Below are 21,659 nucleotides of genomic sequence, written 5' to 3' on the forward strand. Positions count from 1 at the left end.
TTCTTAATTTTAAAATAAACTTAAATTGGGTAAAGGAGAAATAAAATGAAAAAATTATTAGTATCATTACAAGCTGCACTATTAATTGGTGCAACAACTTCAAGTGTTGCAGCATGTGGTGCAAAAGATCAAGTCTGAGAAATTACAGTTGATACATGAACACCTGTTTATAGTATTTATGAACAAGCAGCTACAAAAGTAAACAATCAATTTGAAGCTGATGGTTTAAAATGAAGAGTAAAACTTAAAGAAACAAGTTGGTATGACACTATTTCAAACTTACAAGTTTCAGGAGTAAGAAGTAAATCAATACCAGATTTATTCCCAGCTGAAGTGTTTATGCTTCCTGAGTGACATAGCAAAAATATGTTATACAATTTTTCAAGTGAAGCTGCAAAAACATTTAATGGTGAGAGCGATTTAATTGACTATGGAATTAAACTTGATGAAAATGGAAAATTAGATGTTGCAAACTCACATTCACTTTGAGCTTTATCACAAGGTTGAGAAGTAAATGGGCAAAAACCATTATTAGGAGTTCCATACTTTGTAAACTCTCAATTTGGAATTGGAGATAGCAGTGTCGTTGACATTGCTGATGGTGAAATAACTTATAATGGAAACACTTATGATGCATCATTAACTGGTTTTAAAGAAATTAATGCTGACAAAAAAGGAACTATAGCATTTAGATCAAATTGAGGTTGATTAATGTTGTTTGCTTTTAATGGAATTGTTGAGAAATATTTTGATGAAATCAGTAGTAAAACAAGTGATGAATTCCCAACAGTTTCATGACTAAAAAATGAGCAAACAGATTTAAATAAAATTGAATCATATTCAAGTTTATTAGAAGAAGAACCAATGAAAACTGACTTCTTAAATATGGCAAAACAATTGTTAGATTTTTCAAAAACAGTAGGAGATGAGTTAATTTATGGATTTGGTTCAAGTTATGAACAATCAAATTCATCAATGGCTACACAATTGCAAAATGGAACAACAAAATTTGCAATTGCTACTCAAGATTATTTAGAAACATATGCAAACCAATTAAAACAAGGTGGAGCTAGTGTTGAAGATATCAAAGTGACTCCAATTAATCAATTAAAATTTAATATCTCAGATGTTGGTGCAGCAACCCAAGAATATGTAAATGGAAGAGTTAACATGGGTGCTTGATCTTGAACTGTGAAATCAACAATCAACACTACTCAAACTTATGAAGACAATGATGGTAATTTAGTTGATAAACCAACTGCTGCTTTGAAATTTTTAAAAGAAATAAGTTCAGCAGACTACTCAGGACAAATTACTGATAAGTTTGGCTTAATACCAGGTTTAGAAAAACAACAAAAAGCTGCTTCAAAATATATGAAAGAAACTTCAACAAAAGAATTTAAAGATTTATTTGTGCAGTTAATTGATCAAACTGAAATAGAATATTCAGCTGATCTTGAAGATGGTGGAGGAATTTGACAATCTGCAACTCCATTGTTTGGTATAATACTTGCAGCATATGATACAGCATTTTTACCAGAAATTAAAAAAGGTGATAATGCGGATGTTGAAAATTTTGCAGCAAATCTCTTAAAAGATTATGAAGCAAGAAAAAAAGAATTTAAATAAAATTCATAACAAAATTTTCTCAGTGAGAAATTTTGTTATTTTTAAAAAGAGGTACTAGTATGATAAATTTAAAAATTGGTTTGAAGCAAGAAAATGAAAATGTTTATTTTGAAGCCTTTATCTTAGAAACTCCAAACTCAAAAACTACTCAATTGCCAGTATTAATAATTTGTCCTGGTGGAGGTTTTGTTTTTTGCTCTGAAAATGAGGCTGAAAATATTGGATTTAGTTTTTTAGACAAAGATTTTCATATTGTAGTTTTACATTATAGTGTTTATGATACTGAAAAAAACTTTAAAGAAGGTGAGCAATTAAAAGAACTAGGCCAAGTTTATGACTGAATACTAAAGAATGCACACAGCTATAATTTTGATATTAATCAAATTAATTTATTAGGCTTTTCAGCTGGAGGTAATTTAGTTTTGAATTTTAATAATCATTTTGAAAATCAAGCAGTGATAGGTTTTGATGTAAAAAAATGACCAAAAATTAATAAAATTATTGTTGGTTACCCAAGGCTGAAATATAATTCTTTGAATATTGATGCAAATAATTCATTAATAAATTCTTCAAATCCCAATGCTAACATTGATGATGCAATCAAGTGATATACAAAAAGAAACTTAGCCCTCTTTGGAGTGGCAGATCCTAGTTTTGAACAACAACAAAAATTCTCACCAATCCAAAATATTACTGCAAAACACCCACCAGTATTCATTTTTCAAGCAAGAGATGATGACACTACTTTAATTGAAGAAACAATTGATTATGTAAAGAAACTTCAAAACTTAAACATAAAATATCAATTACATATTTATAATACTGGTGGACATGGTTTTGGTGATGGTTCTTCAAGAAATAACAATAAAGTTTTATCAACTTGAATTACTGAAGCAATTTATTGGTTGAATGAAAGAGAGGTTAAATAATGTTGAAGTTTAGTAAAGATTTTCAAATTGGTGCTGCTATTAGTGCAATTCAAACTGAAGGTGCTGGGCTTACCAAAAAAGGTGACACTATTTTTGAAATGCAATACAAGAAAAAGAAAGCTGAATTTTTTGAAGGAATTGGACCAAATATAACATCTGATTTTATGAGAAACTACAAAACTGATTTAAAAATGTTATCTGAAATCAAGTTAACAAGTTTAAGAACCAGTTTTTCTTGAGCCAGACTTTACCCAGATGGCAAAAACCTTGATAATGAGGCTGTGAAATATTATCATAACTATCTAGATGAGTGTATTAAAAATAACATAATTCCTCACATGTGCTTGTTCCATTTTGATATGCCTGCTTGGGCTTCAGAACTTGGAGGTTGAAGTTCTGAAGTTGTAATTGAGTCTTTTATAAAATATGCTGACTTTATTTTTAGTGAATATGGTGCCAAAGTAAAATATTTCACAACTTTTAATGAACCTTTAAACCCAATTGTTGGAGGTTTTCTTGGTGATGGTTTTGAACCATATGTAAATGATCCAAGATTAGCAATTCAACAAGCTTATGGAATGATATTAGCTCATGCAAAAGTTGTTGAAATATTTAGAGAAAAGAATTATCATAAAGATTCAAAAATAGGAATTGTTTTTGACTGAAACTATACTTATCCATTTTCAGAATCTGAAAATGATAAATACAGTGCCAAAATTTTTGATGCATATATCAATAAAGGACCATTAAAAATTTTAGCACAAGGTGTTATTGATGACTTTTTAGTGGATTCACTGAAAAAATACCAAATGCTACCAAAATATACAAAATCCGAAATAGAAATAATAAAAAAAGTAAAAGTTGATTTCTTAGGAATAAACTACTATTTTCCAAAGCGTGCTGCTTATGTAGAATGCAATAACCCAAGATTTGAAATGGATAATGTGACTCAAAAAATTCCTGCTGATGCTATTATGAATGTTCACCGGGGTTGAGAAATTTATCCTCAAGCATTGTATGATATAGGATTGGCATTAAAAAACGAGTTTCAAAATATTCCATGATATATTGGTGAATGTGGTATGGGTGTACAAAATGAGGATTTATATAGAGATAAAAATGGGATGATTAATGATGATTATCGCATTGATTTTTTAGAAAAACATTTAGAACAAATCAAAAGAGTAATTGATATGGGTTCAAATTGCTTTGGCTTCCATGTTTGAGCTGCAATTGATTGTTGAAGTTTTAGAAATGCATACAAAAATAGGTATGGTTTAATTGAAGTTAATCTTAAAAATCAAGAAAGGAGATTTAAAAAATCTGCTTATTGATATAAAAAATTAATTGAAAACAGATCTTAGTTTTAAAAACCCAGCTTAAGTTGGGTTTTAAATACTTTTGTTTCATTCAAAATTATCGTGATTTCCTTTTTTAATTTTAGTGTCTGATAATTTATACATAATAACATTAAATAAAATGTTTACTGAATAAATTTGACTTGTTAGAGTGCTGATTGCAGGAAATGAAGTTACTTCTAAATCATGTTTTGAATAACAGACAGTAAAATCAACAGGGTATTTATTTTTGTTTTTTTCCTCAGTAACAAGGCAAGTTTTAAATTTAAAACTATCAAGTTTTTGTAAAATGAATTTAATTTCTTTAGTTTCTAAACTTGTTGAAAAAATAATCAAAACATCATTGTTCTTTAAATATTCTTTTTGAATCATCAAGTCATGAATAGAAACAGGATTAAAACAATTGATCCCAATTTTATTTAAGGACGAAGTTAAAAACTGAGCAGCAATTCCTGAGTTACCCATTCCAAAAGTTAAAACTTTATTGGCACTAAGCAAAAAAAGTGCCAGATTTTCAATCATTTTTTTATTTAAACATTCATTAGTTTTTAAAACTGAGTACAGTGAGTAACTTGAAACTTCAGAAATAATGTCATCAACCATTTTTTCATTAATAGACTGTTTTTTGATGCTAGTCATTTCAATAATATTTCGTTTATTATAATAATTCATCTGCATTTGTTTTAAAGTTTTATACCCTAATTTTTTAAATAGTCTCACAATACTGGCATCAGAAATGCTGTATACTTGAGATATTTTTTTTAAAGAATTGTTTATAAAAAAATCTAAATCTTCATCAATCTTTTTTAGAGTTTGTTCTTCATAATAAGTTAATTTTGCGATCTTTAAAATTAATCCTTTACTTTTTAATTATATCATTTTAAAAGATTGCATTTTTTATTATAAAAAATGTTGTAAAGCAACTACTTAAACAATAATTTACATTCTTGATTATTTCAAAATATGATAATAAAGAGGTGAAAAAAATGACAAAACTGAATATTTCTTTACATATCTTTGATTTGACAAATTTAACAAAAACTATTGAGGCTGCATTAGCAGCAAAAATTAATTATTTTCATATTGACATTATGGACGGGAAATTTGTCAAAAACTTTGCTTTATGTCAAAGACACATTTTTGATATTAAACAAAAATATGACAATGTCATCATTGATGCTCATTTAATGATTGAAGAACCACAAAATTATGTGACTGAATTTGCAAAATCAGGAAAAGATATTTTTAACTTTCATTACAAAGCAGTACAAGACGGTGTTAAATTAAAGCAACTACTTGCAGAAATTAAAAATAATGGAATGCAAGCAGCACTAATGTTGGATTTAGACACAGATATTGATGTAATAAAACCTTTTGTAACTGAGTTAGATATAGTGGCTTTGATGTCAATTAAAACTGGTTTTCCTGGTCAAAACATGAATAAAGATGTTATTAATCGCATTAAAGCAGCTTGTGAACTTAAAAAACTTAACCCAAATCTACTTGTTGAAGTTGATGGGGGAGTTCGTGAAGACACATATAAAGAAATGATTTTAGCTGGGGCTGATATTTTGGTGGTAGGACATTTCTTGTTAAATCAAGATTTTCAAACTCAATTTGACAAAATTAAAGTAGTTAAATAGTTGGGAGGTAACAAATGAAAATAGCAATTGGAAATGACCATGTTGGCATTGAATTAAAAGCAGCAATCTTAAATCATCTTAAAACTAAACCAAATCTTGAAGTAATTGATTGTGGAACCAACAGTCTTGAAAGAACAGATTACCCAATTTATGGTAAAAAAGTAGCGAAATTAGTAGCCAATCAAGTAGCAGATTTAGGCATATTAATTTGTGGTACTGGAGTTGGTATCACTTTAGCAGCCAATAAAGTTCCCAATATTAGAGCTGTGGTTTGTAGTGAACCATATACTGCCAAACTTTCAAAAGAACACAACAACACAAATATTTTAGGCTTAGGTTCAAGGGTTGTGGGATCTAATTTAGCTTTGATGATTATTGATGAGTGGTTAGCTGCAAAATTTGAAGGTGGTCGACATAAAAAAAGAATTGACATGCTTGAGGTGTAGTATTACAACAAAATGACTTCTAAAAAGACCTAGGTTAAGGTCTTTTTTCTTTGTTTATAATTTAAAAATTTTCAAGCAAGTTAGTTTTATAAAATATAGTTGTAAAGGAGGAAAAAATGTCAAATGATTTATTAAATTCAGAAATTTTATATGCAATTGCCAAGATGGGTCATTTTGATACATTATGTATTGCAGATGCAGGATTACCAATCCCAAAAGCTGTCAAACGAATTGATCTAGCAGTTACTAAAAATTTACCAAATTTTGTAGATACTTTAAAAGTGATTTTAGACAATTTTGTCTTACAAAAAGCATATGTAGCTTCTGAAATTGAAATTAAAAACAAAAAAACTAGTCAAACAATTGGTTCCTTGATTGTGAGTGATAAAATAAAATACTTATCTCATCAAGAATTAAAAGAAAAAACCAGTGCTTGTGTTGCAGTCATTAGAACTGGAGAATGTTCACCATATTCTAACATCATTTTGGAAATGGGGGTTGATTTCTAATGCAAATCTTTAATGAAAGCATTAAACAAAAACCATTTATCACTTTAAAAAATATTAAAAAGAATTTTGGTAATGTTCAAGCATTAAATAATGTTAATTTACGAGTCTTTCCAGGTCAGGTTATGGCAATTCTTGGTGAAAATGGTGCAGGAAAATCAACTTTGATGAATATTCTAAGCGGTGTACACAAACGCAGTTCTGGACAAATACTTGATGAACATAATTTTGAAATGGAATTTCAAAATATTAAAGATGCTGAAAAGTTTGGGATTACAATTATCCATCAAGAAATTTTAGCATTTCAAGACATGACAGTCTTGGACAATGTTTTCATAGGTCATGAAATTAGAAACAAAATTGGATTAATTGACTACAAAAAAGAAAAAAGATTATTTTTTGAAGCATTAACTGAAATTGGGATGCATATTGATCCTGGAACTTTAATGTCACAATTAACAATTGCTCAACAACAAATGATTGGAATTGCTAAAGCAATTTTAAAAGAATCAAAAATCATCATCATGGATGAACCAACAAGTTCACTTTCTAAAAAAGAAACTGATGTTTTATTTAAGATCATTAAAAAATTAAAAGAGCAAAATAAGGCAATCCTTTATATTTCTCATCGTCTTGACGAAATACCTTTAATTTGTGATTTTATTACAATCATCAGAGATGGTCAGTACATTGGTGAGTTTGTTGTTGGTGAAATTAATGAGGATGAAATTATTAACCACATGGTTGGTCGAGAAGTAACACAAAAATTCCCAGATAAAATTAACTCAAAATCAAATGAAAAAATCCTTGAAGTTAAAAATTTAACAACAGATTTATTTTCAAATGTGTCTTTTGAAGTTATGAAAGGTGAAATCTTAGGGTTTTCAGGTTTAGTTGGATCAAAAAGAACTGAAATTTTTAAAACCATAATTGGTTTAATAAAAAAACAAGCTGGAGTTGTGACTTTTCATGGAAATGAGATTAACTTAAAAAGTCCAAGTCAAGCAATTAAAACTGGAATCTATTATGTTACTGAAGATCGAAAAGTTGAGGGGTTATTTTTAGATGATTCAATTAAAAATAACATTTTACTCTCATCATTAAAGTCTGTTTCACATTACGGAATACTAAGTCAAAACTTAGAAAAAGAAACTGTTAACAAATACTTTAATGAACTAAAAATTAAAGCCAGTAATGCTGGTGCTAAAGTAAAAACAATGTCTGGGGGAAACCAGCAAAAAGTTTTAATAGCAAAGGCATTAGCAGCACAACCAAAACTAATAATTTTTGATGAACCCACTAGAGGGGTTGATGTCGGAGCCAGACGAGAAATTTATGATTTAATTGTCAATGTTCAAAAATCAGGTGTACCAATTATCTTAATTTCAAGTGACTTGCCTGAAATTGTTGGTATGTCAAATCGGGTAATTGTTGTTAAAGAGGGTAAAATTACAAAAACTTTAGCAACAGAAATAAATGCAGAAAACATTATGCAGTATGCAATATAGGAAGGGTAAAGATTTTGAAACTTAATAATTTTAATTCATATGAAAGATTAATAAGTATTTTAGATAATAAGTTTTTAAATGAAAAGAATTATATTAATGAATATTTTGAAAAGAAAAATGAAAACTTATTTAATAAAGTATTTTTCCTTTCCTCAATGCGAGAAAAGGAAATTGAAGCTATCGAGAAAAAAATCTTAAGCTTAAACTTAAAAATTTCTAAGATTAAAGAAGAATATGATTTTCAACTTGAAGATTTAGTGATTGACAAAAAACAATATGATTATTTAATCAACAATGAGTTACCAGTGAAAGCAAAGAAATTTCAAGAAGCTATTAAAAAACTTGAAATTAAAAAAACTCGAAAAATTACCAAGTGAGATAATTTGATTAACAAAAAAAGAGTTAGTGAAAAAGAAAAGATCAAAAAAATTAACTCTCTTTCAGAAAAAACTCAGCAAAAAAATTTGCTGAAATTTGAAAAGTTAAAACTAAGTCTTAATAAAAAACAAAATGAAATTGGAGTTCTTGATGAAAATGAATATAACAAATTTTTAGACAAACTTAATAAATCAAAGTATAGTCGAAAAATAGTAGAGTTAAATCAAAATCGTCAAGAACAACAAATTGGACCTGTGTCTTATGAAAAGCAACTAATTCAAAATGAAATTTCTCAAAATCAATTAGTTGAAAGTATTAATAAAAATTATAAACCTAAAGCTTTTGTAAAAGAAAATAGAAAACTTTCACAAGGTTTTGTAACTTCATTTAGTAATAAAAAAAGAATTATTCATCAAGTTGGTTTTGGTTTGGACCAAGCTAAATTAATTATCATCATTATGTTGATAGCTATTGTTGTGGGAATTCTACAACCAGTGTTTTTTTCAACTAGAAACTGAAAACTAATCTTCTTGCAAAATGCAGACCTAGCTTGTCTAGCAATTGGGGTCACAATTATCATTTTAACAGGTGGAATTGACCTCTCAATTGGATCAACCTTGGCCTTTGCAAGTGCCTTGGTCGCAAAAATGATTGTTGACGGCTATGAACTTAGTCTAGTCATCATAGCTTTAGTTGCCTTTTGTGCTCTTGGAGGTTTAATTTCAGGAGTGTTGGTCAGTTTGTTAAAGCTCCAACCTTTTATTGTGACACTTGTTATGATGTTGGTATGGAGGGGTGCCACTTATGTTTTATTAAACAATAAAGTGGTACCAGTTCAAAATGATGCCCTTGCAAAAATTGCCTCTTTAGAAATTCTCTCAATTCCATTACCAATTATTTTAGTCTTTGCCTTAGTACTTGTAACTTTTGTACTTTTAAAATTTACAGTTTACGGTAGAGCAGTTTATGCAGTTGGTGCTAACTACAAGGCAAGTGAATTATCAGGAATTAAAGCTAAATTTATTTTAGCCTCAGTCTATGTTACAGCTTCATTGTGTTTTGCTTTGGGTAGTTTATTGTATATTTCTCAAAACCGAGTAGCTACTCCAACAACAGGAAATGCTTGAGAACTTGATGCAATTGCCTGTGTTGTGCTTGGTGGTACTGCTCTTAGTGGAGGTAAAGGTGGAGTTTTACAAACTTTAATAGGTTGATTTGTTATGAGTGTGCTAAAAAATGCCTTAGTAATTGTTGGTTTAGACACAAATGTTCAATCAATCGTAAAAGGTTTAGTAATTTTAATAGCAATTATTTCTCAATCAAACTATGGTTTGATTAGATACTTAAATAAAAAATTTAAAAATGTTCAATGTAAGATTCTTACATGATAAGGAGAAAAAAATATGAAAAAATTAATTATGTCTTTGATGGGAGCATCAATTTTAACTAGTACTGCAGCAAGCGTTGTTGCTTGTGGTTCTGGAGGAAAAACAATTGGAATTGTTTTATCCACAACAGCAAATCCATATTTTTCAAAAATGAAAGATGTGGCAACAGATTATTTAAAAGATAAAGAATATTCACCAGTATTTTATGATTCAAATGATAATACTGCCACAGAAAAAACAAATATTGAAAATGGAATTACTAAAGGACACCTAGGAATGATAGTAAACCCAAATAATGCTGAAGCAGCTACTAATGCTGATCCAATTATTAGTGCAAAAATTCCATTAGTAACTGTTGACAGAGAGTTTGATGGTAAAAAAGGAGCAGCTTCATTTGTGACAGATAATACCCTAGAAGCAAAAAAACTATTTGATAATATTAAAGCAAAAATCAGTCCTGCAGCAGGAGATAAACTTGATGTTTATGTTCTTAGAGGAGTTTCAGGTGCTGATGCATCAAACAAAAGATACAAAGGTTTTGTTACAGATAATTTATCTGAAATTAATTTGCTTGGAACATCTGAAAATAACTTTGCAAACTGAGAAAGAAATACAGCAGCAGATAAAGTTGCAACTGATATTACAACAGTAAATCAAGCAAATGTAATTTTTGCTGAAAACGATGAAATGGCAATGGGAGCATATCAAGCTCTAAACACAGCCACTAATAAAGATTGATTTAAAACTGGATACATTATTGGTTTTGATGGAAATGATGATACAAAAGCATCAATTGCTAAATGAACAGAAGAAGCTAAAGAAAATGTTTTTTCAACAATTGAACAAGATCCTGAAAAAATGATTAAATTGGCAATAGATAAAATGATAGAATTAATAGAAGCAGAAGGGGAGGCAGCAACAACTTATGCTAGTATAACACCAGTTGATGGTAAATTAATTTCTGGTTTTCCTAGTGCAAGTTAATAATTTATGGATAAAATTTTGGTTATAGGAAGCATCAACAAAGATTTTACAATCAATGTTGACAAAGCTCCACTTGAAGGTGAAACAATTACAAGTTCTGCATCAAGTTACTCACTTGGAGGCAAAGGCGCCAACCAAGCAGTGGCCTTAGCTAGACTTGAAGCCCAAGTTGACTTTATTGGAAAAATTGGTGAAGACAATAATGGATATGAGGCAATTGAATCAATTCAAAACGATGGTGTCAATATGCCAGTTATCTTAAAAAGTCAAACAAAAGATACAGGGATTGCAGTCATTATTTTAGAAAAAAATGGTAAGAACAGAATTATAGTAAATCAAGGGGTAAATTTGAATTTTAATGATGAAGATTTTGAGATAGTCAAAAAACTTGTTGATAATTATGATTATTTCTTAATTCAACTTGAGATAAATGTTGAATTTATTAAAAAATTAATCAACTACTTACATTCTAAAAAGAAATTTATTGTCTTAAATCCAGCACCTGCATATCATTTAGAAGATGAAATTTTAAAAAAAATTAATTTAGTAATACCAAATGAGCATGAACTTGCAATTCTAACAAATTCACCAAATCCTAAAAATTTAGATGAACTAAAGGTTTTATTAAAACAAAAGGCTTTAGAACTAAAAAACAAATGAATAGTGACCTTGGGTGAAGTTGGTTCAATTTATATGGATGAAACAAATGAATTATTTTGTCCATCACTTCAAGTTGAAGTTGTTGACACAACAGCTGCAGGAGATACATATATTGCAGCTTTCTTGAAAAAATATTTAGAAAGTAAGGATATTTTAGGTGCAATGCAGTTTGCAACAAAAGCAAGTGCTGTCACCATTTCAAGAAAAGGTGCCCAAGAATCCTTACCATATTTAAAAGAAATAGTATAAAAAAATTCCCAATTTGGGAATTTTTTAATCTTCAAAGTTTACTGCACCAATCAAGGTGTTTTCAGTCATCTCTTGAGCAAATTCAAAACCTGTTTGATAGTTAATGTCTTTGGTAACATTAATAACTCTAGTAAAAATTTTTTGAAAATATTGTTGATTGTTCATTGCTACACTACCTCCAATAACTATAACTTGTGGGTTTAAGATATAAATTAGTGTAGAGAAAAATGCAACAAAATGGTTTGCTAAATCTGCAAAGAATTTAACTGCAATTGGTTTTGCCTCAGTTAATTTTTCAAAGGCTTCTTTTGCAGTTGAGACATGCAAACCTAGCATATTTAAATTTTTAACAATATTGGCTCCACTTGCTAAAAACTCGATTCCATTACGATTGCTATCAAATTCTTCTCCAATTGTTGTCATCATTGAATTTGCAACTTCACCAGCAGTTCCTGTAAAACCTTGATAAATTTTTTGATTGATAATAATGCCACAACCAATTCCAGTTGAAATAGTTAGAAAAACTAGGTCTTGCTTATTTTTAACTATGGCTTGACCTAATGCTGCAAAGTTTGCATCATTATTAACAACAACTTTGATTGCAAAGACTGCTTTAAAAGCTGCCACTAAATTAACTCCCTCTCAACCTTGTAAATTGTTTGTTTTTGGGATTACCTCCATATTTTTTGTCACTGGACAAGGTAAACCAATGGCTATTAAACTAATTTTATTTTTTTCAGATCATTCAATAATCTTTTGTTTTAAAGTTGCAAAAGTTTTGTTAAAATCATTTGCATCTGTATCAAAAACATGTATTGCCACAATTTTATTTTGATGAATTAACCCAATTCGGGTTAATGTACCACCAATATCAATACCAACTTTCATAATCCACCTCCATTTTGATTTTATAAGTTATTTGCTGTTGTATTCCAACAGTTTTAAATACCCATCACTACTTTTTGTAAAAGGAATTTGTCAATGGTTAATAAGAGGTCAGGACAAATTTTAGCAAAACACTTTATTGATGTATAATACATATGTAAATTGCAAAAAAGTGCGCTACACTAGAAAGGAAAAACTTGATGAGAACTTGTAATTGATGTTTGGAAGTGTTTCAAGATGATGAAAAAGTTTATCTAATTATACCCAGACAAGACAGAAGTGGTCAAAACCCACAAACTTACCACTTAGAATGTCATAAGAAAGCTTATAAAAGAGAGTTGCTGACTAAAATTATTTTACATATTGTTGCTTTGGTTCTTGTGACAACGCTTGTTGCAGTTTGAATTTTGGTAAAGTTCATTCGATAGGAGATGATTAAAAATGACCCCATATAAAATTTGTACAAACTGTCACTGACAGTTGCTTGAAGATGCAGAACCAAATAATTTGTGTGAAAATTGTAGCATTGATGCTACAGTTGCTTTACCTCGAGTAATTTGTGATGGTTGTCAAACTGAAATTAGTCGAACTGAACCACTACTTACTTGAACAAAACCAGGTAAATCACCAGCTGTGGTTTATCTCTCAAACACTGTATATTTCCATAAAGAATGTTATACTGAAAGGATTAAAAAATCTCGGGTTAGGTTTATCTGCAGTATTTTAATATTTTTGGTATTATCACTGGGAATAATCTGTTTATTTGCATTTTTGTTAACACCTATATTTTAGTGAATTTTAAATATTAAGGTTTAAAATAGTTTCTGAAGTTAAGAAACTATTTTTTTATAAAAATTTAAATTAATTATTTCATTCAAGGGAAAGTGTTAGGAATTTTCACAAGGGTTCTGCTTATTTTGATAATTTATGCATATTTTTGTTTTTATTCATAAAATTTAGTAAAAATTTAATAAAAAAAATATTTGTTAAGGTAATTTGGATGTATACTAATAAGGACAAATGTTTTATTTAAAAAACAAGGTTGTTTAAAAAAGATTTTTGAGGGTTTTTTCAATAAAAAGAGTAATCTTAGTAATTAGATTTTATTGATAAAAAATGGGGAAGCAAACTCATATTTTTTTGGTTAGCCTTTTTTTAAAAAAACAAATAAAGTCGATAAAAGAGAGGATAAGTGAAAAAAATGCAACAAGATTTAAATGATAGAATAAGGTTTTTTTCAAAAGATAAGTTTAAAAACCTTTTTTTAATGTTAAAAGATGCAATTAGAGCATATCCGGGACTATTTTCAGTCTTCTTAATTGTTGCAATCTTAGATGCCTTGTTATTTTCTGGGATGTCTTTTGTGATTGCTAACATTGTTAAAAGTATTAACAACACAGGGGGAAACAGCTTATTAGGACTTAAAATGTACTGATATAGTTGAGTAATTGTTGGTGTATCAATGGTCGGGGCCTATGCTATAATTGAGTTCATTCTTAACTTCTTAAGTGGGGTATGAACAAGAAAAATTGAGATTTTTTTAAGAGTTAAATGTTTAGATAACCTTGTGGATGTTGACTTAAGTTTTTATTCAAAAAACCAAATTGGTAATATTATGACCAAAATTGTTGGGGATTCACAAGGAGTTGCAGACAGTTTAAATGAATTTTCAATCAACTTTATTTACATTTTGATTATGTTTACCACAGTAAACATTGTAACTTTTTCAATTGATCCTTTAATTGCAGGTATTTGTTTAGGAATCTTTTTTGGATTATTAATCATTTCTTGAATTGTTTTTTTAGCTTATCAAAAGGCTTTAATCACTTCAATTGATTTTAAACAACAAATGGATACTAATAATACTGATAAATTGATGAATATTCGTTTAATCAAATCATCAGGAACTGAATTACAAGAAATTGAAAATGTTAAAGATGCAAACAAACAATATCAGAAAAAAATTAGTTGCACAATTAGAATTAGAATTACTATGCAACTATTTTCAAACTTTTTGAGTTGAATTTTACCAGGAATTACTACAATTTTAGTAATTGTTTTGTACAAAGATCAAACTCCCCAATTTATTTCATCACGAGCAATTGCCTTTATTTCAACAATGTCAATCATGGCTGGAGCGGTTTTTTTACTACCAATTATTTTAAGAGCTTTATCTGCTTGTTTAAACTGTAATACTCGTTTGACATTCATCTATACTCAAAAATCAATTATTAAATTTTTAGAAAAACCAACCAAAATTACAGGGATTAAAACAATTACCTTTGCAGATCTTGAGTTTATTTACCCTGAATCACCAACTAAACAAGTGTTACCAAAAACTAACTTAGTTTTTGAAAATGGGAAAAGCTATGCTTTTGTTGGTGAAACTGGTAGCGGTAAATCAACAATTGCTAAGTTATTGTTGAGGTTTTATGATCCAAGTCAAGGTAGTGTTAGAGTTAATGACATTGATTTAAAAGAAATTGATTTACCAAATTACTTACAATATGTGGGTTATGTTGAACAAGAGCCCCAAATTTTATATGGCACAGTGATTGATAATATTCGTTATGGTAATTTTGAAGCAACTGATGAAGAGGTAATTGCAGCAGCAGAAAAAGCCCAAATTCACAATTTTGTTTTAACATTAGCAGATAAATATGACACAATTTTGGGAGAAAGAGGTTTTATGTTAAGTGGGGGGCAAAAACAAAGACTTGTAATTGCCCGAATGTTTTTAAAAAATCCCCAATTATTGATCTTAGATGAAGCTACAAGTGCTCTAGACAACATTGTTGAGAAGGAAGTACAAGCCCAATTAGATCAATTAGTGATTGGGAGAACCACAATTGTGATTGCACACCGATTAAGTACCATCAAAAATTGTGATCAAATCATTGTTTTGGGCCCAAATGCCCAAGGAATTATTCAAACTGGGACTTTTAATGAACTAAAAGATCAACCAGGACACTTTAAAAAACTGTATGATGCAGGATTAATGGGATAGAAGGAGCTGAGATTATGGCATTTGAACAATTAGCAAAATCAGAAATTACTAAAAAAATTGAAGCTGAAAGAAAAAACCGTGGTTATGTAAGGATGCTCTTTCGTTATTTTAAAAAACATCCTTTATTCGCCTTTACCATTTTATTTTTTGCAATGTTAACTTCAACCATTGGAGTTTCAGCACCTTTGGTAATGCGTCAGTTGATGACATGTATTCAAACTGGGGGAACTACCACATTTATTGTTTGAGATTTTAGTTTACAACACTGAATTATTTTTCAAGTTTGTTTATTTGTTTTATTAGGATTTTGTTTCTTTGCTTTAAATTTCTCAGTGGGAACATTGGGTAAAAGGATTGAAACATATTTGAGAAATGAAACTTTAAAAGCACTTATTTTACAAGATATTTCTTATTATTCAAATAAAAAAATTGGGGAAATTTTAACAAAAATTGGGACTGACACCTGAATTATTGGTGAACAAACTCAAAATATTCCTACCTTGATACTACTAGCAATCTTTAACTTTGTTGGTTCTTCAATTGTGTTAATTTCAATTGACTGAAGACTTGGATTAATTGCAATGTCATTTGTAACTTTAGGGTTATCATCAATGTTTTTATTCTTTTCAAGAATTAAAAAATGAATTGTACAATTAAGAACTACCATAACTTATGTGAATGGGGATATTACTGATAGAATTGCCACTATTAGATTAATAAAAGCTAGTGGTACTGAAGTTTATGAAAAGCAAAGATTTAGAGATATTCATGTTGAATTCTTTCAAACAGTAAAAGCCTTTTTTAGAAGACTAAGTTTAGTGATTACAAGTGGTTTTATTGCTGTTATGGGAATGCAACTGTTGATTTTAAGTTCAGCATATGGGTTTTATCATGATCGTCCAGATAAACTGTTGATTATTACTACTGCTTTTATGTCTGGATTAGGGTCAATGACTTCACCAATCTACCAAGTTTTAAGATTAATTTTTGGATTCTTTATGTGTGATGAGTGTACAAAAAGACTTTATCAAATCATTGACTCTGAACCTCGTTTTGATGCTCATTACTACAATGATGCTGCAAAAATTGTAACAAGTTTAGATCAAGATATTATCCTTAAAGATATTGTTTTTAAATATCCAGAAGATCCAAGTAAAACTGTCTTACCAGCATTTAACTTTACTTTTAAAAAAGGTAAAAGCTATGCTTTTGTTGGTGAAACTGGAAGTGGTAAATCAACCATTTCTAAACTCTTATTAAGATTTTATGACCCAACTGAGGGACAAATATTAATTAATGGTGATACTAACTTAAAAGACGTGAAATTAAAGTCTTATTTAGACTTAGTGGGTTATGTAGAACAAGAACCCCAAATTATTTTTGGTACTGTTAAAGACAATATTAAGTATACAACTCCCTGAAAAACTGATGAAGAAATTATTGCAGCAGCAAAAAAAGTTAATTTACATGACTTAATTATGTCTTGACCACATCAATATGACACAATTTTGGGAGAACGTGGTTTTATGTTAAGTGGAGGGCAAAAACAAAGACTTGTAATTGCTCGTATGTTCTTAAAAGATCCTCAAGTTTTAATTTTAGATGAAGCCACTAGTGCTCTTGACAACATTGTTGAAAAAGAAGTTCAAGCCGAGTTAGAAAAACTAATGGTGGGAAGAACCAGTGTTTCAATTGCACACAGATTAAGTACTATCAAAAATTGTGACCAAATTATTGTACTAGCTCCTGGTCAAGGAGTTGTTCAAGTGGGAGCTTTTGATGAACTAAGAAATCAACCTGGTCATTTTAAAAACCTTTATGAAGCTGGTTTAATGAAAGCTGATAAAATCACAATTTAATTGTGATTTTTATTTTGCAAAATTTTTTAAACTAAAATTTGATATTTTTGTTAGTTAAATAAAGAATTTAATAAACCATATTGGAAAACAGAGGTTTTATAAATGGTAATCTATTATATTAAGGAAATGTTTTAAAAAAGATTAATAATTTCTAAAAACTATATTATTATATAAGTGTAGCAGGTAAAAATTAATAAATAGTTAAAAGTAATAATTGTTTCATTGTTATACTGACACTTCTTGTAAACAATCATTCTCTTTAACCTAAGTTTTCAACCTAACTGATTAAACTTGTGCACTTTTAAGAAACACTATTAATATTAGTTTTTTTAGTATATATTTTCTTAAAATAGATGCAAATATTTAAAATAATATAAAAATTTTAGTCCTTAAATTATTTAATGATGATCTTCACTAAAAATATTGTGCAGATAGTTCTTTGTATTTGGTGATAACAGGAAATAATTCATTTTTTTGCTTATCTAAATAAGAAGAGAATTCATATCCATAAAATTATTGCTTACTATAATAAATTACGGCAAAAAATAAATTTAGTAAATATAAACAAAATGTGTGGATACTTTAAATTTTTAAAATTTTAAATATTTAAAACAAATTAAAACTCAAAAGGAGGAGTAAAAAAATGAAAAAATTATTAATTTTATTTGGTGTGATCTGTTTTTCACAAATTGGAGCACTAAATGTGGTGGCTTGTACAGATCCAGTAGAAAATCCTGATAATGAGGAAAAGCCAGTTTTGACACAAGAAATATTTGATGAGTTTTTTGACAATGACCCCACAGTAAATTACACAGGGGCATATGTGTTTAATAATGGAGACGAAATTGGTGATTGACTGACAGTCTCAGGTACTTTTCTATCAAAGTTGGCAGTTGCAACTTTGTATAAAGATTTTAGTGATAAGTATACAAACAATGATTTTGCATTTGTAACAGGTTCATTTAATGACAGTTCAATTATTTTTAAAACCAATGAAATGGTTACAATCAAAACCTCAACACCTTGTAGAACCACATCACAAAAGGATGAATATATGAATAGAACCTTAAGTTTTACATTTAATTTTAAACAAACCAACAATATGACTGGAATTGAATTACTAGAAGAAATTTTTAATTCCTATTTTACTTTATATTTTTTTAGAAATAATCCAACTGAAATAAATACTAGTCGAAACAAGTATGAAGAAGATTATACAGCTTGAGGGGGACCAACATATTCAGCATTCTCACAAAGTGAACTAGAATCATATCCTGATCAAATTTCTAAAATTAATTATTTAACAAATGCATATTTTGAAAGAATGAATGAAGATAGAAAAACAAATTCATTACTACAAGATATAGATGTAAAAATATTGGATTTACACAATCATAAAGTAGTTGATAGTATTAAATACTATAAAATTAAAGCAAAATTATTCTTAAAATCAAACCCTGAATTTTTTATAGAAAAAGAATTTATTGACAGAGGTTATGAATAAGTATGCAGTATTTTTATATAAACATTTTAATATTTAAAACAAATTAAAACTCAAAAGGAGGAGTAAAAAATGAAAAAATTATTAACTTTATTTGGTGTGATCTGTTTTTCACAGATTGGAGCACTAAATGTGGTGGCTTGTACAGATCCAGTAGAAAATCCCAATAATGAAGAAAAGCCAGTTTTGACACAAGAAATATTTGATGAGTTTTTTGACAATGACCCTACAGTAAATTACACAGGAGCATATGTTTTTAATGATGGAAACAAATTTGATGACTGAACATCAGTTACTAGTATTTTTTTAAGAAAAATTGCTATTGAAACTTTGTACAAAGAACTTAGCAATAATTATACAAATAATGACTTTGCCTTTCTAACAGGTTCATTTGATGATAATTCAATTATTTTTAAGACTAATGAAATGATAACAATCAGAATTTCAATGCCATTCAGAACAACATCACAAAAGGATGAAAAAAAGAATGACACATTAAACTTCACATTAAATTTTAAACAAACCAACAAAATGACAGGAACTGAATTATTAGAAGAAATTTTCAATGCCTATTTTACTAGATATTTCTTTAGAAATAATCCAACTGAAATAAATACAAGTAGAACTGAGGATGAAGAAAGATATACAGCCTGAGGAGCACCAAATTTTGCATTATTTTCACAAAGTGAACTAGAAGAATTACAAGATAATCCAACTTCTAAAGTTGAGTATTTAACAAATGCATATTATGGCAGAATGGAAGCTGATAGTGAAATTGATTCATTATTGAACAATATTAATGTAAAAATATTAGATTGCCAAGATTATAAAGAAATTGGTGGTGTTAAGTACTATAAAATTAAAGCAAAATTATTCTTAGAATCAAGCCCTGAAATTTTTATAGAAAAAGAATTTATTGACTGAGGTTATTAGTAAGTATGCAATGATTTTTTAAAACAAGAAAAAGAATAATGGCTTTTACGGCAGCAATCTTTTTAGCACTTTCTGCAACTATTGTTACTGTTGTAATGATTGTTGTCCCACATACCAATAATTCATTTCATTATGAATTTGATGGTAGAAGGTTCAACACCAAATAAGAATTAGATGAATACATCACTAACAATCTAGAGTATAATCCAAAAGAAACACAAAATGATTTTTATTTATATGACTCAAAAGCTTATGCAGTTAATGGTTTAAAAGCAATTGCAGAAGATATTGCAACAAAAAACAAAATTGTTGAAGAAAAAACATATAAAAATGTCAATGATTACATCATTGACACTTCAAATCAATTATCTGATGATGTTGTGACCAACTCTGGTGAAAAACTTATAAATATTTATCAAGGAAATGATGGAGTTGCTTATACAGATAAAAGTGAAGCAATTGATACTTTCCAAGACATAAAAAAAGTTACTATGGTCAACAATTTCAATGGTGAACAAAATATTGAGTTTGAAAATCAAAATGATGCATTGTCATATTATGAAAGTGTTATAAGAAAAGAACTTGAAAATGGTACTCAAACAGATAAGTACAATGTCTCTGGAATTGATATGACAAAAGATCAAGTTTTACAATGAATTGAACAAACTTTGAACATTAAATATCAACATGGGAATTTTTCTTGGTCACCAAATCAAATCCCAGATATAAGTGAAATGAAGTTAACTAGAGCAGATGAAGAAAAAATTCAACCATTTCAACCAGTTAAAAATGCTTATTGAATTGATTATGACTCAAAAGGTTTTACAGGAACTTTTAGAGGACCTAAGTACATAACAAGTAATGAAAGCATTAGTGCCTTTAGTAATCTTTTATCTACAAATTGAGAAAGAGTTGACTCAAAACCAATTAACCTTTTATTGGTAAATTATATGGCAGCAGCAGAAGTTACAAAAGCTGTAATTAATAATAAAACTGATTAAGAGATAAATAATGGGGCTTTGGTCCTTTTTTGTTTTGATAACAATGGTAAAATCCCACAACCAACAGTAATTTGTTATTTTAAAAGAATTACTATACAATATAAAGGTGTTAAAAAAATTAATTTTAACTAAAAAATCATCAACAAAGGATTAATTATATGGAAAAAACAGCAAAAAATTTATGATTAAGTGCATTACTCACTCATTTTGTTTTGATAATAATAACTACGGTATATTTACTATTTTTTAATATGCTGATTCAATTCAAAGAAACTAATCTTTTTAATCTAATTTTTAACATCCAACTAGTATTTAAAATTACAATCTTGATTCAATTTATAAGCTTTGTTTGTTTTTGAGTTAGGATGTTTACCCAAAATAGGGTTAAATACTTTTTTATTTTATACCATCTTTACTTTTTTATAACAATCCCAATGGATATGTTTTTGCAAAGATGTGATGAGAAAAAAATTTTTGCAGACTATAAAAAAATTATCTCCTGATCTTTTAAAAGTGGTTTGACGCTATTTTTATTTACAGGTTTAATTACAGTCACTTTTGATTTTTGAGATATTTTCAAAGGGTTATTTTACTTTACAACAACTAAAGCTATCACTTGAAGAGATAATGTCTTTATCTTTTCAACTGTTTTAACTGGTCTAATTGGTATTATTTGCTTATGCAGTTTACTTAGTTTACCAGCAATTTTAATTGCAAATTACAAAAAAACCACTAAAAATGGTTCTAAAAAATATAACAAAGTTCTTTTATTTTCACAAAACCAGAACTAATTGT

21 protein-coding genes are annotated in these 21,659 nt (G+C 28.5%); 19 read left to right on the top strand and 2 right to left on the bottom strand.

Annotation, left to right across the window (positions count from 1 at the left end):
- Positions 1 to 45: 45 nt before the first annotated feature.
- Genes SCLAR_RS02365 through SCLAR_RS02375 form a run of 3 tightly spaced genes read left to right on the top strand, consistent with a single transcriptional unit; the run spans position 46 to position 3,922 of the window.
- Positions 46 to 1,629: a hypothetical protein gene (locus tag SCLAR_RS02365; protein WP_100254349.1), complete on the top strand. Its 1,584-nt coding sequence runs from the start codon at positions 46 to 48 to the stop codon at positions 1,627 to 1,629.
- Between the two features lie 59 nt (positions 1,630 to 1,688).
- Positions 1,689 to 2,558, top strand: coding sequence for an alpha/beta hydrolase (locus SCLAR_RS02370; RefSeq protein ID WP_100254350.1), 870 nt, complete (start codon positions 1,689 to 1,691; stop codon positions 2,556 to 2,558).
- Entirely contained in the window at positions 2,558 to 3,922 is a 1,365-nt protein-coding gene (locus SCLAR_RS02375; RefSeq protein ID WP_100254351.1) for a glycoside hydrolase family 1 protein, read from the top strand. Before SCLAR_RS02370 ends, SCLAR_RS02375 begins: the two co-directional genes overlap by 1 nt.
- A gap of 27 nt (positions 3,923 to 3,949) precedes the next feature.
- On the opposite strand, the gene SCLAR_RS02380 is transcribed toward SCLAR_RS02375, so the two are convergent.
- On the bottom strand, positions 3,950 to 4,636 hold the full coding sequence (locus SCLAR_RS02380; protein ID WP_100254352.1) for a MurR/RpiR family transcriptional regulator: 687 nt from the start codon (positions 4,634 to 4,636) through the stop codon (positions 3,950 to 3,952).
- A gap of 266 nt (positions 4,637 to 4,902) precedes the next feature.
- Here SCLAR_RS02380 and SCLAR_RS02385 point away from each other — a divergent pair, with 266 nt between their 5' ends.
- From SCLAR_RS02385 to SCLAR_RS02415, 7 genes are all read left to right on the top strand, one after another.
- Complete coding sequence (locus SCLAR_RS02385) at positions 4,903 to 5,559, top strand: ribulose-phosphate 3-epimerase (protein ID WP_100254353.1); 657 nt, start codon at positions 4,903 to 4,905, stop codon at positions 5,557 to 5,559.
- Positions 5,560 to 5,573: 14 nt separating this feature from the next.
- On the top strand, positions 5,574 to 6,005 hold the full coding sequence (gene rpiB / locus SCLAR_RS02390; protein WP_100254354.1) for a ribose 5-phosphate isomerase B: 432 nt from the start codon (positions 5,574 to 5,576) through the stop codon (positions 6,003 to 6,005).
- Between the two features lie 116 nt (positions 6,006 to 6,121).
- The gene (gene rbsD / locus SCLAR_RS02395) at positions 6,122 to 6,514 is read left to right on the top strand and encodes a D-ribose pyranase (protein WP_100254355.1); all 393 of its coding nucleotides are present in this window, start codon (positions 6,122 to 6,124) and stop codon (positions 6,512 to 6,514) included.
- Positions 6,514 to 8,019 (top strand): sugar ABC transporter ATP-binding protein, encoded by a 1,506-nt coding sequence (locus SCLAR_RS02400; RefSeq protein WP_100254356.1) that lies wholly within the window; start codon positions 6,514 to 6,516, stop codon positions 8,017 to 8,019. Before rbsD ends, SCLAR_RS02400 begins: the two co-directional genes overlap by 1 nt.
- A 14-nt stretch (positions 8,020 to 8,033) precedes the next feature.
- Positions 8,034 to 9,788, top strand: a complete 1,755-nt coding sequence (locus tag SCLAR_RS02405) for an ABC transporter permease (RefSeq protein WP_100254357.1) — start codon at positions 8,034 to 8,036, stop codon at positions 9,786 to 9,788.
- A gap of 12 nt (positions 9,789 to 9,800) precedes the next feature.
- Positions 9,801 to 10,769 (top strand): substrate-binding domain-containing protein, encoded by a 969-nt coding sequence (locus tag SCLAR_RS02410; RefSeq protein ID WP_100254358.1) that lies wholly within the window; start codon positions 9,801 to 9,803, stop codon positions 10,767 to 10,769.
- 6 nt (positions 10,770 to 10,775) lie between these two features.
- A complete protein-coding gene (locus SCLAR_RS02415; protein WP_100254359.1) occupies positions 10,776 to 11,678 on the top strand; it encodes a ribokinase in 903 nt (300 codons plus the stop codon).
- Positions 11,679 to 11,702: 24 nt separating this feature from the next.
- On the opposite strand, the gene SCLAR_RS02420 is transcribed toward SCLAR_RS02415, so the two are convergent.
- Positions 11,703 to 12,566 (bottom strand): ROK family protein, encoded by an 864-nt coding sequence (locus SCLAR_RS02420; RefSeq protein ID WP_100254360.1) that lies wholly within the window; start codon positions 12,564 to 12,566, stop codon positions 11,703 to 11,705.
- Between the two features lie 197 nt (positions 12,567 to 12,763).
- Here SCLAR_RS02420 and SCLAR_RS02425 point away from each other — a divergent pair, with 197 nt between their 5' ends.
- From SCLAR_RS02425 to SCLAR_RS02460, 9 genes are all read left to right on the top strand, one after another.
- Entirely contained in the window at positions 12,764 to 12,991 is a 228-nt protein-coding gene (locus SCLAR_RS02425; RefSeq protein WP_100254361.1) for a hypothetical protein, read from the top strand.
- A 13-nt stretch (positions 12,992 to 13,004) separates the two neighbouring features.
- Positions 13,005 to 13,355 (top strand): hypothetical protein, encoded by a 351-nt coding sequence (locus SCLAR_RS02430; protein ID WP_100254362.1) that lies wholly within the window; start codon positions 13,005 to 13,007, stop codon positions 13,353 to 13,355.
- A 409-nt stretch (positions 13,356 to 13,764) separates the two neighbouring features.
- The gene (locus tag SCLAR_RS02435; protein ID WP_244900151.1) at positions 13,765 to 15,570 is read left to right on the top strand and encodes an ABC transporter ATP-binding protein; all 1,806 of its coding nucleotides are present in this window, start codon (positions 13,765 to 13,767) and stop codon (positions 15,568 to 15,570) included.
- Positions 15,571 to 15,584: 14 nt separating this feature from the next.
- Positions 15,585 to 17,429: an ABC transporter ATP-binding protein gene (locus SCLAR_RS02440; RefSeq protein WP_100254364.1), complete on the top strand. Its 1,845-nt coding sequence runs from the start codon at positions 15,585 to 15,587 to the stop codon at positions 17,427 to 17,429.
- 643 nt (positions 17,430 to 18,072) lie between these two features.
- Positions 18,073 to 18,933, top strand: coding sequence for a hypothetical protein (locus tag SCLAR_RS02445; RefSeq protein ID WP_100254365.1), 861 nt, complete (start codon positions 18,073 to 18,075; stop codon positions 18,931 to 18,933).
- A 69-nt stretch (positions 18,934 to 19,002) separates the two neighbouring features.
- A complete protein-coding gene (locus SCLAR_RS02450) occupies positions 19,003 to 19,863 on the top strand; it encodes a hypothetical protein (protein WP_100254366.1) in 861 nt (286 codons plus the stop codon).
- Between the two features lie 38 nt (positions 19,864 to 19,901).
- Positions 19,902 to 20,030 (top strand): hypothetical protein, encoded by a 129-nt coding sequence (locus SCLAR_RS07300; RefSeq protein ID WP_257789169.1) that lies wholly within the window; start codon positions 19,902 to 19,904, stop codon positions 20,028 to 20,030.
- Between the two features lie 213 nt (positions 20,031 to 20,243).
- Positions 20,244 to 20,864 carry a hypothetical protein gene (locus SCLAR_RS02455; protein ID WP_100254367.1) on the top strand — a complete coding sequence of 207 codons (621 nt, stop codon included), beginning with the start codon at positions 20,244 to 20,246 and terminating at the stop codon, positions 20,862 to 20,864.
- Between the two features lie 440 nt (positions 20,865 to 21,304).
- Positions 21,305 to 21,655 carry a hypothetical protein gene (locus tag SCLAR_RS02460; RefSeq protein WP_169921838.1) on the top strand — a complete coding sequence of 117 codons (351 nt, stop codon included), beginning with the start codon at positions 21,305 to 21,307 and terminating at the stop codon, positions 21,653 to 21,655.
- The last annotated feature ends 4 nt before the right edge of the window (positions 21,656 to 21,659 follow it).

Source organism: Spiroplasma clarkii (genome assembly GCF_002795265.1).
Lineage (GTDB): Bacteria > Bacillota_I > Bacilli_A > Mycoplasmatales > Mycoplasmataceae > Spiroplasma_A > Spiroplasma_A clarkii.